The organism is Paenibacillus campinasensis (assembly GCF_002272015.1).
GTDB lineage: Bacteria > Bacillota > Bacilli > Paenibacillales > Paenibacillaceae > Paenibacillus_AQ > Paenibacillus_AQ campinasensis.
In genome coordinates this window covers 95,750-111,773 of sequence record NZ_NPBY01000046.1, presented here as the reverse complement: position 1 = coordinate 111,773, position 16,024 = coordinate 95,750, and the positions used below count along the sequence as shown (strand labels likewise).

Sequence of the window (16,024 nt, the reverse complement as noted above, 5' to 3'; positions counted from 1 at the left end):
GCTTAGATAATAGAGTATAGAATATTTATGAATTTTATTTCTGGGTAATTGATGAAACTGGAGGCGCTGGCGTAGTGGCGAGGACAGCCTGGGTTCGGCTGCGCACGCCGAGCTTGCTATATATGCGGTTTAAGTATACCTTAACCGTGCCGAGTGTTAATCCCAGCTCATCCGCGATGTCTTGATTCGTGTAACCTAAATGCAGTAGCTTGACAACTTCGGTTTCCTGGGGCGTTAGGGAGTGCCCGGTTACAGTTGGGTTAGGCCCCGAGTTCACAGCTGCTGATTCCGCATCCAGGACGGCCGCCAGCGTACGAGCATAGGTTTTCAGTTCTGGTTGATCATCAAATGCAGAAGCAGCCAGCATCTCCTCCAACAATTCCAGAAGCCATACTCCTTCATCCGCGAAGGTGCGAATATAGCGGAATGGCTGGACACGCGCAAGGGCGTGATATATTCGCTCGAATGCATCCTGCTTCTTCCCTTGAGCCACATCTGCGCAAGCTTGGAGAACCATGATGGATACGGCAATGTTGACCATGCCGGATTCTTCAGCCTGGAGCAACAGTCGTGTCAGCAGGCTGCGGGATTCATCGATCCGCCTTTGGGCAATGAGCAGCCTGACCAGCGTGAGCGTCTCTTGAACTGAGCCAAGATGAACCCGCTGATCAGGGGAAATATTCATGTCCTTCATACGTGCCTCAGCGCGGTCAACAGCGCCCTCCTGGATATCCATATCCGCAAGAGCAGTCCATAACGGTTGGCACCATACCCCCTTGGATGCTCCCTCCAATCGATCAAGGGTCTGTTCAATCGTGGCTCTTGCCCCTGCACGATCTCCTCTGACAAGACTTAGTCTGGCCATCGTCAGCCGTACCGGGACGAACAGCCCCGCAATATTTAAGTAACGGCTTCCGGCCGTTATACGGTCCAGCAGTTCTTTACACTGATCCAGTTCGTTCCATTCATAGTAGCCCTCCGCGAGCGCCTGCAGGACATATTGACACATGAGCGAGTCCCCCCACCCATTCTGTTCCAGAATCGATGTGATTTGCCACCCCAATGCTGAAGTCGTATCAGTCAAAGCCCCTTTCAGGCCAAAGGTTGTATATCTGACGAAAGGTTGATTGTGATTATAATTGAATTCAAAAAATACCGGATCTTGCGGCAGGCGTTGCTGGATGGAGTCCGCAAAACGAAACCAATCCTGGAACTGGCCGGAATGAAACGCATGGTTGGCTTTGACAAAAAACAGCCCGCTTACATTTTCCAACTGCTCTTCATTTGAGGAAGAGTGGTCCAGCTCCGCCTCCATTGCTGCCATCATATCGCGAGCATCGTCAAACTTGCCCGTAAATGTGCGGACAAAAGCGCAGATCAGTCGCAGCTTGCCTGGCAGCGTGAAAGATTCCGGAAAACGATCAAACCATTCCTGAATGAGCCTGAACTCGCCGCGCATAACCAATTCGTGAAGATGTTGATCCAGTAACCCGGTTGCAAGATCATACGCCTCGGCCTCGAATGCAAGATCAACCGCCTCCTCGTACCATCCGATGCGTGCGTACGCATGGCATGCCTTGCGTTTCAAGATGTTCCACCGCTCGGGGGATTGGTTTCTGAGCATTGCTTCGTAGAAATCGCCAGCCAGATGGTGGTAACGATAATAATCTCCACCGGCAGGAAGCAGGAACAGGTCTCTGCTCTGCAAATCGCTTATTTTCTCTTCGGAATCGGTGATCCCCGTTACGGCTTCACATAGCGGGGCGTTGAACCGCTTAAGAACCGACGTCTCGAGCACAAAAATCCGGGTTGATTCGTCCAGTCCGCTCCATACCTCACGAAATAAGTAGTTGTCAATATATTTGCCCATATCCTGAGAACGAATCCATTCTGTCCATTGCTCGCTCGGCCGCTGCAGCAGTGTGATCAATACCAGCTGCAGCCCAGCAGCCCAGCCCTCCGTACGTTCAACGAGGGAGATCACCCACTCCCTGGGCAGAGCTCGACCCAGAACGGATACGCACAGCTCTTCAGCATGATCGGGCGTAAATGCCAGCTGATGCGCTCCAATTCTTTGCATTTTTCCACTGATGTGCCACGTCTGCAGTCCCTTCAGCGGAGGCTCGGTGCGTGATGCGATGACAACCTGTATCCTAGAGGGCAGATGGTCCAGCCAATAATTAAGGCTGTCATGAATCTCGTTACGTGTGATCAGATGATAGTCATCCAGCGCCACGCTAATCGGACCAGCCACCTCATACAACTCATTAAGGCATTGGTCCAGAAAAGGTCGAACCGAATGCTCGGAAAATTCCGCAAGCATAGACAGCAGCCGATCACTGGCACCTGCGGACAGATGTGGTTGAAGCGTATGTACGAGATATCGCCAAAATCGGTGCAAATCGTTATCATGCTCGTCAAGCGAAACCCAAGATATCCGTTGTTTGCTGCCGTGTACGATTTGCGTCATGGCCGTCGTTTTGCCACTGCCGGCGGGAGCGACAATCAAGGTAATCCCCTGCGTTGCCACTCCTCCAAGTGATGAGTAAAGCTGCGATCGATTTATCCAGTGTTTACGGGGGACCGGGATTTCCAGCTTGTATTTCATAATGCCCGTCGTAACTCTCATGGCTTTCGCCTCCGTTTAAGGAACCACCTGCTCGAAAGGATGAGTTCATTGAAGTAAGGGCAACCGCTTCACCCTTCACTTTATTGTTGCGAATGAATGCCGAAGGGTCAAGTGCGATTTTTTCTCCGTTTACTGATCCAATATACGATTACAGAGATGATGATGAGCAGTGCGCCGAGGCCAAATTCAGCTGCTCCTAGAAATCCGGCACCCAGCGCCCCCATGCCTTTGATTTGCCTCGCCTTGAACAGGTGATATCCGCCCATGCCGATAAGCATAAGACCAAAACCTTGAGATACATAGAATGCTAGCTTCATGAAGGTTCCCCTTTAATTTTCGCTTTCATATGCTCCCTTTATGACAAAAAACGAGCCCCGGATGGTTCCGGCTAATTTCGATTTCTGCCTTGCAAACTTAAACTTCCCTTCCAGCTCCTGCGGTACCTCCATCCCTTCGGATAGCTTAAAGCCAACCGCGCGTTTCTTAGGATCATCCACCGTATACATCACATTAAGCGCAAGACCATCCTCATAGAAGACATACGCAAATTTGATATTGTCCACCTGAAAACATGAGGTTTCCAGAGGAGCAGCCGAGAACACAATCCCCCGCTCTTCCTGTAAAATCCGGTTTACATACGTCAGGGTTTCCTTGCTTTCGCTGGCAGGCACAACGGTAAATTCATGCTTATACTTATTCATGAAATAACGGGCTTCGTTTGCGCGTAAACCGGCAAGCGCCTCGGCTGCCGGGGATGATTCCAAACCAACCGTAGACACGCTTTTAAAATCAACCGTATAAGCCATCCTCATTCCTCCTATACCGTGGCTTACTTTTTTTATTTTCTCACAACAGGAATCCACATTTCCCCGTAGAACACCCCGTTGTGCTGCCCCATCTCCACCGCTGCGTTAGGTCCGCCAACATAGGCGATATGCTGCGCTTCCGGCAGCGCCTGTCCAAAGGCAATGCCTGTAAGCTTGTTGCTAAGTTCTTCCCCTGTCTGAGCTTCCCCTTTAACGATCAGATATTCTCCCTTAGGGAATTGAATCACCCGGGTCGCTTCCGGCAAGGATGCATCAGTCATGACACCGGCATAATACATCATCTTGTGATTGACGGCCTCGTTCACGGCAAAAATGTAGTCGTTGGCAGCGACACTCTTGAGCTTATCCAGCCTTCCATCCTCCTTAATCGTTTGCCAGAAGTCGGACTTCTCCTTATTAATGCCGGCATAATCAGTGTAATCGCTTTTCAGCTCCGTTCCGATGCCCAGTACGATAAAGCTGTCTTTTTCCTCGATTGTATAAGTAGCCATTATGAACCCTTCTCTCTTCGTTTATTGATCAAATGCTTGGTCTGTGCATCTGATAGGTTTATAATACCGTTAAATCATGTCAGAAAATGATACTGTTTAGGAGCCTCTCATGAAAAAAGTTGAACGCATTAACACCATCATGCGCTATATCAATAACCGTGCCCGTTTTACGGTTTCCGAAATCATGCGGGAATTCAACATTTCGCGCTCCACCGCAATCCGGGACATCCGAGAAATTGAAGCAATGGGCATGCCGCTAGTCGCGGAAGTTGGGAGGGATGGCGGCTATTTTGTCATGAACAACTCGGTCCTCCCGACCGTCCGTTTCACCGACAATGAGATCAAGGCGCTGTTTATCGCCTTCATGGCTACAAGAAACCTGCAGCTTCCTTATTTAAAGAGCCGTCATTCTTTGGCTGAGAAATTACTCGGACTGATTTCGCAAAACCAGCAGGACGACCTGGTTCTATTAAATCAGATCCTGATGTTTGAAGGAACCAATCCACATCATCCCGACTTGCTCGACCTGTCGGATCTGCCCCATCCCATGCTGGAGAACCTCATCAAAATGCTTTTGACAGACAGGCATCTCTTCGTATCGGTTGAAGTCGAGAGCGAAATCAGGTCCTACCCGATCTATGTGCTGCACTTATATCGTGAGAAGAGCGTCTGGCTCATCGAAGCCTTTGACCTGGAGGAAGAACAGCAGCGGATTCTTCCTGTCGATTATCTCACGGAGGTCACACCGTACCAGGGCAGAAGGAGAAAAAGCAAGAAAAAGATAGCGGAGCAATTAAGCCGGCAGGCAGAAACGAGCAACCTGGTTCTGGATCTTGGGCCTAAAGCGATTGCCCAGTTCAAAAAATACCACCCTTTCAAGTTTTCAATTTCGTATACGAATCCATATCAGACCTCGGCTAGCTTGAGCGCGTACATTCATGTCGATGATTCCGAAGCATTGACCGAGATCACCAACTGGCTGTTGTTTTTGGGTGATGATGTACAGATCCGGAAGATGCCGGAAGAAGTCGCAACCTGCATACGGAAGCGATTAAGCTGATTGTTCCTCGCGGAGAACGTGATGGGGCGGCCTCTCGCCTCTTTTTCATAGACGATCCTGGTCATCCGGTATAGAAATATCGAAGAAATACAGTTGAAACCGATAGATTGTTCTGGATTCTGGTTTATACCATAGTACAGGCAACATGCTCGCAGCTGTTTGATCGTCTCATTCATTACAGACCTAACATTCGAAGCGAGGAGTGATCACACCATGAAAGCACTAACGTATCAAGGGAAGCGTAACGTCAAGGTCAAGGACGTGCCGGATGCAAGACTGGAAACGAAGGATGATATTCTGGTCCGAGTCACCTCTACCGCGATTTGCGGCTCGGATTTGCATCTGTTTAACGGGGAAATTCCGAGGATGCGCGACGATTACATTATTGGCCACGAACCGATGGGGATTGTTGAGGATGTAGGTCCAGCTGTCACCAAAGTCAAGAAAGGCGACCGGGTCATCATCCCGTTCAATGTTGCGTGCGGTCAGTGCTTCTTCTGTCAAAACCACATGGAGAGCCAGTGTGACCATGCCAACGAAACGAAGGATACAGGCGGGTATCTCGGTTATTCGGATTCCTACGGCGGGTTTGCAGGCGGCCAGGCCGAGCTGCTGCGTGTGCCATACGGCAACTTCATGCCGTTTAAGGTGCCGGAGGATGCGGAAATGGAAGACGAGAAACTACTGTTCCTGTCGGATATCGTCCCGACCGCGTGGTGGGGCGTGGAGAGTGCCGGCGTCCAAAAAGGAGATACCGTCATTGTGCTCGGCTGCGGCCCGGTCGGCCTGCTCACCCAGAAATTCGCCTGGATGAAAGGCGCATCCCGGGTCATTGCAGTGGACTACATCCCCTACCGCCTGCAGCACGCCGAGCGGACGAACAAGGTTGAGGTGTTCAACTTTGAGGAAAGGGACAACTTCGAAGGCTATATGAAAGAGATCACCCGCGGCGGTGCGGATGTGGTGATCGACTGTGTGGGGCTTGATGCCAAGAAGAACCTGCTGGAAAAGGTAGGGACCGCATTGATGCTGCAGGGCGGATCCTTGGGCGCCTTTGAAATTGCATCCAAGGTGGTCAGAAAGTTTGGCACCATTCAGCTCGTGGGCGTGTACGGTTTAAGGTACAACATGTTTCCGCTGGGACATCTGTTTGAACGGAACATCACGCTGAAGATGGGCCAGGCGCCTGTCATCCATTACATGCCGGAGCTCTACCAGATGATGAAGGAAGGCAAGTTTGATCCCACTGACATCATTACGCATCGTCTTCCGCTTGAACAGGCCGAGCACGGATATGATATTTTTGATAACAAAAAAGAGAACTGCATCAAAGTCATATTGAAGCCTTAAGCGAAAACGCCGTTCGAAGGCCAGGAGTCACTGCGAAGTGGCTCCTGGTTTTTTCATCTGCTCATGAGCTGGTGTTTCTTCTGGTGACCATCAGAAGCAAGCCATAGCCGTACGTAGTTCAGGATCACAACATCACAACGCCATCAAGGCTCCCCTTCGCATGGAAGAGAAGCCTTGGCTCGCATTATTCGTTAAGCTTCCAAATAGATTTGCTGAATGATGTCTCGCTGCTCTGGTGTAATTCCTAACTCTTGCAGAAAAAATCCGGCCTCTCCGCCTTCATAGCTGTCGATCGTCTGAAATACGGCATCGATATAAGAGGCCTTGGCTCCCATAAGCACCTCTATATTCCGGAGCTCCTTATCCGCTGCGCCGTTTTCTCTTAGCTGACTCAGTAAATCCATCTTCATATCGAGCAGCAGCGTTTCCGAAGCGATATAGTCAGCTACGATCAGCTCCCGAGGAACTTCCAATGCCAGGAGGATCAAGGCTGCACCGATGCCTGCCCGGTCTTTGCCCACCTTGCAGTGCTGGAGCAGTCCCGGACGCTCTTCATCCTGCAAAAGCTCAAACAATCGTCTGTAAGACGGATTATTGACTGGCAGCAGGCCGTAGAAGCCGGCGAAGATACATTCGTCAAACGGGTCAGGCAGCTGAAGCGAGGCTTCCCCGTTCGTTTGGAAGGCCACCTTTTTGGCTGCCCTGGAATCGGCAGGCAATCGCTCATACTTGATCCCCTCGAATGGGGGATTCGGGCGAAGCTCAGCCTCCCAATCGTCTCTATAATCCAAAATCGTATGAATCTGCAGCGATCGGAATAAGGTCCGGTCTTGATCCGTCAATCCAAACAGCTCGCCTGAGCGATAGATGAGGCCTTTTTTGACTTTCCTTCCGTCAGTAGTCGGGTATCCGCCCAGATCTCGAAAATTATGCACACCTTCAAAAGGAAGCGCATTTTTCAGCGGCATCGATTGATAAGGATTGCTGTTATGACTAGAATTCGGGTTAATCACTATTGACCTCCGTCTGTGTTGTCTTTGGTAGAAGTATAGGGGCTCGTCGTTATGGGTTGAACAGCGGTGATACAGCCTCCTGGATTTGGCGAATCGCAGTCTCTTCGTCAATGCTTCCATCCAGAACGTTTAATTCCACTTGTTGTGTAATCTCCCGCGAGACTTGCGACCAATTGACATAAATATCGGTGTCATTCGCATACGGCAATTGATCGACCGCTACTTTGTATAGCGGATTTTCCAGATAGAGCGCCTGCATTTCCTCGCTTTCAACCGCCGAGAAACGCGTCGGAACATATCCGGAGGATTTACTGATGAACACATTTTGTTCTGTTGACGTGACCCACTGAACGAAGTCCATCATCGCATCTTTCTTATCCTGGCTGCTGTTGGCCATCATGGCGATGTCCGCGCCTCCTGTAGGAACGACCAGATGCCCGTTATCCGATGGCATGAAGGCTGTCCCGAACTCGAAGGCATCCCCCACATTATTCATAACAATCGTTAATCCACCCGTGCTTAATGAAACCATGGATACCCGGCCGGACACAAAATCCCGGAGGGTGGTTACATCCGCTTCCGCTGGCGGCGGTGCTTTCATCGTTCCGGCTTTCAGCATGCTGTTCCACAGCGATAAAGCTTGTACACCCGCCCCGTCGGCAAATCCGATATCTGTCGCCTCTTCATTGACCAAACGACCGCCGTAAGTCATAACCAGATGCGAGAAATTCCATATGCCGGTCGGTGACTCATACCCTACCCGCTCCCCGGGGATGGTCAACCGTTCAGCGTATTCCTTCAGCTCTTCCAGTGTTGCTGGCGGCGATTCAGGATCAAGGCCGACTTCTTTAAAATGCTCTTTGTTGTAGTACAGAATCGGCATGCTTCTTCCCGCAGGAATCGAGACAAGCGCGCCATCATAGGTCGTGCTCGATAATAACCCTGGAATAAAATCGCTCATATCGACGTCGTATTGATTCAAATCCTCCAGAGCTCCGGCTCTGGCAAAATTAATGATCGTCGATCGTTCCAGTATGGCCGCCTCTGGTTGATTTCCCGCTGCTATAGCGGTCTGCAGCTTGCTTGATAAGTCGCCATAACTTCCCTGGAACGTGGCGGTCACCTCGACCTGATCTTGAGATGCGTTGTAGTTTTCAATTAATTGATCCATAATTTCTTGACTGGAGCCGCCCCAGGCATGCCACAGGTTCACTTGCACCTTCTCCTGTTTCGGGGCTTCGGTGCTGGTTTCCGGTGCCGGATTGGAACCGGTGGACGTCTGCTGACCGCCGCCGCATGCGGTTAACACGGTCATGCTAAGTAACGTTAAACATAATCCTGTCATTAACTTTTTCATGTGTACTGTAGCCTCCATTTGACTTAGATCAATGACGAACTTATTTCACACCTGTAAATGCTATCGATTCCTTGAGGCGTTTACTGTTCAACATAAACAAGATCAGAAGCGGCAGCGCCAATATACAGTTTCCTGCCATGACCACATTCCATTTCGAATTACCTTCCAGCCCTTTCAGGTTCGCAACGCCAAGCGGCAAGGTTCTCAGTTCCATCGTATTGGTCATGACCAAAGGCCAGAAATAATCATTCCAATGCGTAATGAAGCTCAGCAGCATCACGGTGACGACAGCCGGTTTGATCATCGGCAGCAATACATGATACATCGTCCGTCCCTCTCCAGCTCCATCGATCTTGGCCGCTTCAAACAGCTCGTCCGGAATTTGCAGTATCTGTTGACGGAGCAGAAAGATGCCAAATGGCGTCACAACAAACGGCAGGATCAACGGAACGAGAGAGTCAAGCAATTGCCACTCGCTCATCATGAGGTAAAGCGGCACGAAGGTAAGCTGGGACGGAATAATCATCGTCAGCAGCACGAGCAGAAACAGAAATTCCTTTCCCTTGAAACGGTATTTGGCAAACACATAAGCAGAGGGTACTGCCGTGATGAGCTGTGCCGCCAAAATAGCCGCCACGATGACTACGCTGTTGGTCAGGTAGGTCCCAAACGGCCCTGATTGCCACACTTCCGCGAAGCTCTGAAAGTTCCAGGTCTGCGGCATAAGCGTCGGCGGAAAGATGAGCGCCTCTTCCGGGCTTTTCAGAGCGGTGAGTACCATCCACAGAAAGGGAAACACGAACAGGATGGCCAGCACCGACAAGAGGATGCTTTCGATGGCTAAGCCGGCATGCTTTCTTAGCTTGAACACAAGATTGCGTGATATTTCAGGTTGCTGGACGGACGTTCTTCCTACACGATCCATCGTTTTCCTCCCTCCTGTCCGGCTTTATTGATAGTGCACCTTGTTAGATATGAACCGGAAATACAGTGTCATCATCAATGCCAGGATCAGCATCAAGACGATGGACACGGCGCTGGCAAAGCCAATCTGAAAATGACGGAACGCATAATCGTAAATGAAAAACACAATCGTTGTCGTCGATCCTGCCGGACCGCCGTTAGTCATGATCTGGATCGTATCGAATACCTGGAACGATGCTATCGAAGCGATGAAGAACAGGAAAAATAACGTCGGTGACAGCAGCGGAAGCGTAATTTTGAAGAAGGTATATACGTTGGGACGCGAATCCAGCTTGACGGCTTCCTGAATTTCATTCGAAATGCGCCCGAGCCCGCTCAATATAATCAAGGTGAAGAACCCTACTGACTTCCAGATCGAGACGATGGCCACCGAGAGCATGGAGGTCTTCGAGCTGGCGATCCAATCGCTCTGGGGCAGATTCAACCACCCAAGTATATAGTTGAGCAGTCCGATCGACGGGTCCATTAACCATAACCACACCATCGACACAGATACGAGTGAAATGATGTGCGGCGTGAAGATTGCACTGGTGGCCAGCTGATGAATCAAACGCTTTTTGAACAGCCATAGAGCCAGCAGCGTTGACACCAGAATCGTGCCAGGCACGGTCAGAAGGAAGAATATAAAGGTATTCTCTAGCATCGTATAGAATCGGGCATTATTCACAATATTCATGTAATTCTGGAGACCGACAAATTCAATATTGGGATTGATCAAATCCCATGATGTAAGGCTGAGGTAGACCATATAGCCTAACGGATACAAGGCAAAGACCGCGAGCCATACCATCGTTGGCAGCAGTAATACATATGGAAAGACCGTCTTGAATCTGGTCATGACCTTCTTCCCCCGTTTCACGCGTTCACAAGCGATTTGTATAACTCCAGCTCTTCTGTGCAGATCAGCACCCGTGGATCCGCGATGAAATGGCGAAGGTCTTCTTCCCGGTTGACGGTTGCTGCGCCGGGCGAAATCCCGTGCTTCTCGCATTCATCCACATAATCCGGAGTGATATACCGGAAATAGAGCCCGATGCTCTTGGATTTCAATTCCTTGGCAAACTCGAAAATGCTAGGTGTTCTTCCGAATATGAGCGGCGTTAGCGGGATGTGCTCGTCCACCGAGCGGCATTTGACAAGACTGTAATGGTCAATCGATGACAGGGTCGCCTGATCATACGTATCTGTCTTGCGCAGCAGTTCGATCACTTTCTCTTCGAGACCCGGATACAGATGGCCAATCTGCTTCAGCTCGATATGCATCGTCACCTTTCCTTTCAGTGCAAGCAGCACTTCTTCAAGAGATGGTATGCATTCATCCTCTTCAATCTTGAATTGCTTTAATTGCTCCCAGGTGTACTGTTTCACCAGTCCGGTCGCATTGGTCGTCCGATCAAGCGTAGGATCATGGATCACGACTGGCACGCCATCTTTTGTCATGTTGACATCAAACTCGATTCGTTTGAAGCCGATGCGATATGCTGACTCAAACGCCGATAACGTATTTTCCGGATAATTTCTCAAATCCCCGCGATGTGCGATCCCTCTTTCCACATTCCTCATCCTCTCCACTTATGTTTATCTTGCATACAAGAATGGTATAACTTGAATGTAAGACGGGTGTTATCGTGAAATTATGATTGTGTAAATAAAAAACGACCTGCTCCCCAATACCTGGGAACAAGTCGTTTCATGGTGAACGATACTATGGATTCTGGATTCGGCCGGTGCGCACGATTTCGTCCCGCACGTACCATTTTGCATCCAATAACGCTTTTTTGGCCGCGGTGTAGTCTCTTTCTCGCAGATGCATATAAATGTCATTGTAGCTTTTCTTACCGGTATAGGGACGGGATGGGTTATTGTATGACCGGTGGGATACAATGTAGAAAATGATTTTGTCCCGATAAAGATCAAATGTTTTTAAAATCACTTCATTATGAATGGATTCCAGAAACGTTCTCATCATGGATAGTCCGCTTTCGTAATATTCACGGAATTGCTTGCGCTCGCTGGCCGCTATCATCTGATTCAAATAGCGCTCCATCGTTTGCAGATCGACCGGCTCATCATATTGCTCCACCACTTGCAGCGCAAAGAGATACAGCGCGGTAAGCAGATCAAACATATCGAACAATTCATTGATATCGATGCTGTTGACCCGGATTCCTTTCTTGGTCAAGGTTTCGACAAAACCTTCCTGTTCAAGCAGCCTGATCGCATCGCGAATCGGTGTGCGGCTCATATTCAGCTGCTGTGCCAGCTCGTTCTCAGAGAACAAACTTCCGGGCAAAAATTCTGCATTCAGAAGCTTCTCCCGAATCGTGCGATATGCGACTTCAACCAGAGGCAATTCGGACATTTCCTTTACTCCTTCAATTATATTACCAATTCTCTCATTCTAGCATACAAACAAGTTGGACAACAGCACTGTTTCCAAAAGCCAGAGAAATGGCTTGTATTGGTACAAGGAAGATCGATGCTGGACTTTAGTCGAGGTCACCGTCCTCCTATGGTCTGTTTCGCTGCATGCACCCGATCCGTTACAATATAAACCAAATGTAATCATTATGACGGTTGTAGGAGCGATGAACATGAATTACGAACATAAAGTGCAGAAGGAAATTGACTCCTGGGAACAACAGATGTTTAAATCGCCGGGATGGCTGGAGAAAACGTCCAAAAACATCAGCAACCGCATCAATCTGTTCATTCCTTCCAAGGTGCACAACATGATCACCACGACCATCCGTTCCATTGTACGTACGGCACTGTTCGGTGCGGAATATACGCCTGGCCGTCCGGTGGCGCGCGCGCTGGATCTGGAACAGGCTGATCAGGAGGCAAGAGAACGGTTTGCCCAGTTTCAGAAGATCGCCGTCGCTGAAGGTGCCGGTACAGGCGCTGGCGGCATCATGCTGAGCATGGTGGACTTTCCGGCACTCATTGCCATTAAAATGAAGTTTTTGTTTGAGCTTGCGCATGTCTATGGTTATGATACCAAACATTTTGCCGAGCGGGTGTTCATCCTCAAGGTATTTCAAATGACATTTGCAGGACCGAACAGCCGTGCCGAGCAGCTGGAGGCCATCAAACATTGGCATCTTGAGAAGGACCAATGGAAATCCGATAGCGAATATTATAAGAACATGGACTGGGAGACGTTCCAGATCGAATACCGGGACAGCATGGATTTTCGGAAAATGCTTCAGATGCTGCCAGGGATCGGCGCCTTCGCTGGTGCGTGGGCGAATTATACGATACTGGAGGAACTGCGCGAATACGCCATGAATGCTTACCGTCTTCGCTGGCTGCAGGAACAATCGGGACTTTGAACGGCTCAAGGTGCGGCCGGCTAATCACAGGGTTAGCCGGCTTTCCTTTATGATGAGGCTTGTCCCCACCGGACCCGAAATTTTGAACCCTATACCGAAATACCAGTAATACAAAATATTGTAAAATATGATTACAATCTTTGTTGTAAGCGCTTTATAAACTTCTCTTCCAGCTAAGGAGTGATGTTATTCCGCGTACCTGTTCTGTTGAACCCTGTTTTTTCAAATTGAATGACAAGGAGGAAATCTAATGATCCGCGCAAAAATGTCGTCCCTGCTGCTTCTGTCATTGCTGCTCGTCTGTTCTACGCTCTTCATTCCAAAGGTCGAAGCTGCTGACTACACTCAGGGTGTTGATGTGTCCGGAAGCACCGCTACGATCTGGTTCAAATCCACGGTCAACACAAGCTGGGTGGATGTGCATTACACTGTAAACAACGGCGTGCAGCAAAACCTCAGAATGACGTATAACGGCGGTCAAGCCCGTTACGAACAAGCCGTCCCCGGCATCGCTGCCGGCAACGTCATTCGGTATTCGTTCACTTATAATAACGGAATCCCTGCTTACGACACCGGCACCTTTACTTACACCGTAGGTACAACACCGCCGCCTGTCCCGTCTTCCGGCTCGATCTATGACATTCATCCGTCCTCGATTCCGATGCCGCCAAGCGGCGCTGTATCGATGAAGATCATGAACGGAACCAACGGCGCGTATGCCGACTCACAAATCTATTGGGGCGTGCTTGGCATCAATCCGGCCAACGGCCGCTGGAGCTACCTGGACCTGAGCGGAAATCTGATCCCGATCTCCAGTGCACTGAATGATGCGCCGGGCCATTTAACGAAGAACGGAATCAACTATGCAAACATTTATCACAAGGTAAGTGATGCCAACTGGGTCACTTTGCCTCAGATAACATCAGGCCGAATGTTCCTGAGCGTGAACACCCCGATGTACCTGAAAACGTTTGACGATGGCTTTGCCGGTCCGGACCTGAACAATCCGACAGACCCGAATCGCGATATTATTTTTGATTTCGTTGAATTTACAATTGATCATGCGGGATACCATGGCAATACGACCCGTGTCGATGGGTTCGGTTTCCCGATCCAGCATCGCCTGGTGAACATATCCGGTTCCTTCGATCAGACTGTGGGTGAATATGAATCTGAAACCCGCAGCGGCATTTTCGCCAAGTTCCAGGCCGAGGTTCCTGCAGAATTCAAATCGCTCGCTACGGTTCAAGCTCCATACCGCATCGTTGCGCCGATTCACGGTTCCTTTGCCCAGGGCGGAGCGAATGCCAATTATTTTGCCGGATACTCCCCTTACAGTACGCAGGATATCTTCCGCTGTGATGGCGCTTTAACAGATGCAGCGACCTGTGCAGCGATCAATCGTCATGTGTATACGAGCAATGACTGGAACAACGTGTCCAATTACTATAAAGGTACACCGGCTAACTATTACGCCAAATTCTGGCATGACCACAGCATTAACGGCCTGGCCTACGGATTTGCCTATGATGATGTCAACGGCCAAGCCGCTTATCTCGAAGTCGGCGACCCGAAAGGCTTGATCATTCGCGTTGGCTGGTAATCTCCTTAATCCTGCTGTTGACCGTCCCTCAAAAAGGCCGCGGATTTCCGCGGCCTTTCGTATGCCTATTCGGTTTCCAGCGCAGATCCATTCGCTCTGCTGCCCGTGCCTCGCCACCATACGGATGAGACATCCGTGTCGATCACTGATGCATTAGAAGACAGCGTAACGGGCTCCCCGATTTGGGGAGTGACAATGTCCACTTGTTTCTGCCGAGCCGCCCGGGTCACTCGTTCAATCGGTTCATTCCAGTCATGAAAAGCGAGTGTGAACCCGCCCCAATGAATCGGAAGCAGGCGCTTGCCTTTCACATCCAGATGTGCCTGCACGGTCTCTTCCGGCATCATATGAATATGAGCCCACCGATTATCGTACTGGCCGCACTCCATCAAGGTAGTATCAAAGGGACCGTACTTCTCGCCAATCTCTTGAAAATGTGGGCCATACCCGCTGTCTCCGCTAAAATATACCCGGCTCTCCTTACCGATGATGACCCAAGACGACCACAAAGTTGAATCCCGGTCAAACAGGCTGCGCCCGGAGAAATGTCTCGCCGGCGTACACACAAGCTGAAGTCCATCGAGTTCCGATGAATCCCACCAGTTGTGTTCGGTTATGTTCTCCTTCGGTATCCCCCACCGCTGCAAATGGCTCCCTAAGCCAAGCGGAACATAGAAGTGCCGCACCTTCCCCTTCAGCTTCCGGACCGAGTCGTAATCGAGATGATCATAATGATCATGCGAGAAAATAACGGCATCGATAACCGGCAGCTCTTCCAGATTGATCGGAAGCGCCTTGCTGTATCGCTGGTTGCCCAGAACAGGCAGCGGCGACGGCGATTTTCCGAACATCGGGTCCAGCAGAATCGTGCTTCCCTCCATTTCAAGCATAAGCGCCGAGTGACCAAACCAGGTGACACGGATTCCTTCCTTCTGCGGGATGCTTGCGGGATCCACCGGTTTCATCGGCAGCGGGGAAGCCGGTTTCCGGTTCGGATTGCTGTAAAGATAATCCTTCAGAATGGACATAAACTCCGATGCCCCCATGCTCATGGAGGTGGGAATTTGGTTGACGAACCGGCGCTGCTTGAAATTCGGAAGCTGCTGAAACTGCATTCGCTGCGCTTTGGGGACTTGTTGCCCGAAAGGCGGATAGTATTGTAAAAAAAGTGCGATGAATACGATAAACGCTGCGCATATCAGTAGAATGATCATGCCGTGGATACCCCTCCGTATCTTATAAGTGAATGAATGTTCGTTTATTTTATACGAAAAATAAACAGCTGCCGACCTGAAAGGCGATCGCTCCCCTTTCCAAGTCTCATGCAACGATCATAAAGGATCATTTTATCCATAGTCAAGTCGCTGGAATTATG

Annotated in this window: 15 protein-coding genes; 4 read left to right on the top strand and 11 right to left on the bottom strand. The window is 49.9% G+C overall.

The genetic code is table 11. The features are described 5' to 3' along the window. Positions 1–34: 34 nt before the first annotated feature. From CHH67_RS15670 to CHH67_RS15655, 4 genes are all read right to left on the bottom strand, one after another. Positions 35–2,629 carry a winged helix-turn-helix domain-containing protein gene (locus tag CHH67_RS15670; protein ID WP_095266139.1) on the bottom strand — a complete coding sequence of 865 codons (2,595 nt, stop codon included), beginning with the start codon at positions 2,627–2,629 and terminating at the stop codon, positions 35–37. A gap of 107 nt (positions 2,630–2,736) precedes the next feature. Further along, positions 2,737–2,946: a hypothetical protein gene (locus CHH67_RS15665; RefSeq protein ID WP_095266138.1), complete on the bottom strand. Its 210-nt coding sequence runs from the start codon at positions 2,944–2,946 to the stop codon at positions 2,737–2,739. Positions 2,947–2,958: 12 nt separating this feature from the next. Next, the gene (locus CHH67_RS15660; RefSeq protein ID WP_095266137.1) at positions 2,959–3,435 is read right to left on the bottom strand and encodes a phage tail protein; all 477 of its coding nucleotides are present in this window, start codon (positions 3,433–3,435) and stop codon (positions 2,959–2,961) included. A 32-nt stretch (positions 3,436–3,467) separates the two neighbouring features. After that, complete coding sequence (locus CHH67_RS15655) at positions 3,468–3,947, bottom strand: GyrI-like domain-containing protein (RefSeq protein ID WP_095266136.1); 480 nt, start codon at positions 3,945–3,947, stop codon at positions 3,468–3,470. Between the two features lie 109 nt (positions 3,948–4,056). On the opposite strand from CHH67_RS15655, the gene CHH67_RS15650 reads away from it, so the two are divergent. Together CHH67_RS15650 and CHH67_RS15645 are read left to right on the top strand one after the other, a co-directional pair. Continuing rightward, positions 4,057–5,007, top strand: coding sequence for a helix-turn-helix transcriptional regulator (locus tag CHH67_RS15650; protein ID WP_095266135.1), 951 nt, complete (start codon positions 4,057–4,059; stop codon positions 5,005–5,007). 213 nt (positions 5,008–5,220) lie between these two features. Further along, positions 5,221–6,357, top strand: a complete 1,137-nt coding sequence (locus CHH67_RS15645; protein ID WP_095266134.1) for a zinc-dependent alcohol dehydrogenase — start codon at positions 5,221–5,223, stop codon at positions 6,355–6,357. 191 nt (positions 6,358–6,548) lie between these two features. On the opposite strand, the gene CHH67_RS15640 is transcribed toward CHH67_RS15645, so the two are convergent. From CHH67_RS15640 to CHH67_RS15615, 6 genes are all read right to left on the bottom strand, one after another. Then, positions 6,549–7,370, bottom strand: coding sequence for a tyrosine-protein phosphatase (locus CHH67_RS15640; protein WP_176475410.1), 822 nt, complete (start codon positions 7,368–7,370; stop codon positions 6,549–6,551). A gap of 49 nt (positions 7,371–7,419) precedes the next feature. Further along, positions 7,420–8,685 carry an ABC transporter substrate-binding protein gene (locus tag CHH67_RS15635; protein WP_176475411.1) on the bottom strand — a complete coding sequence of 422 codons (1,266 nt, stop codon included), beginning with the start codon at positions 8,683–8,685 and terminating at the stop codon, positions 7,420–7,422. A gap of 82 nt (positions 8,686–8,767) precedes the next feature. Next, positions 8,768–9,652 (bottom strand): carbohydrate ABC transporter permease, encoded by an 885-nt coding sequence (locus CHH67_RS15630; RefSeq protein WP_095266131.1) that lies wholly within the window; start codon positions 9,650–9,652, stop codon positions 8,768–8,770. Positions 9,653–9,676: 24 nt separating this feature from the next. Next, the gene (locus tag CHH67_RS15625) at positions 9,677–10,549 is read right to left on the bottom strand and encodes a carbohydrate ABC transporter permease (RefSeq protein WP_179292142.1); all 873 of its coding nucleotides are present in this window, start codon (positions 10,547–10,549) and stop codon (positions 9,677–9,679) included. Positions 10,550–10,566: 17 nt separating this feature from the next. Beyond that, positions 10,567–11,265 carry a glycerophosphodiester phosphodiesterase gene (locus CHH67_RS15620; protein ID WP_179292141.1) on the bottom strand — a complete coding sequence of 233 codons (699 nt, stop codon included), beginning with the start codon at positions 11,263–11,265 and terminating at the stop codon, positions 10,567–10,569. A 151-nt stretch (positions 11,266–11,416) separates the two neighbouring features. Then, complete coding sequence (locus CHH67_RS15615) at positions 11,417–12,073, bottom strand: GntR family transcriptional regulator (protein WP_095266129.1); 657 nt, start codon at positions 12,071–12,073, stop codon at positions 11,417–11,419. 232 nt (positions 12,074–12,305) lie between these two features. On the opposite strand from CHH67_RS15615, the gene CHH67_RS15610 reads away from it, so the two are divergent. Together CHH67_RS15610 and CHH67_RS15605 are read left to right on the top strand one after the other, a co-directional pair. Beyond that, positions 12,306–13,046, top strand: a complete 741-nt coding sequence (locus CHH67_RS15610) for an EcsC family protein (protein ID WP_095266128.1) — start codon at positions 12,306–12,308, stop codon at positions 13,044–13,046. Positions 13,047–13,296: 250 nt separating this feature from the next. Then, entirely contained in the window at positions 13,297–14,649 is a 1,353-nt protein-coding gene (locus CHH67_RS15605; protein WP_176475414.1) for a glycoside hydrolase family 64 protein, read from the top strand. Between the two features lie 65 nt (positions 14,650–14,714). On the opposite strand, the gene CHH67_RS15600 is transcribed toward CHH67_RS15605, so the two are convergent. After that, positions 14,715–15,863, bottom strand: coding sequence for an MBL fold metallo-hydrolase (locus CHH67_RS15600; protein WP_095266127.1), 1,149 nt, complete (start codon positions 15,861–15,863; stop codon positions 14,715–14,717). Positions 15,864–16,024: the final 161 nt, after the last annotated feature.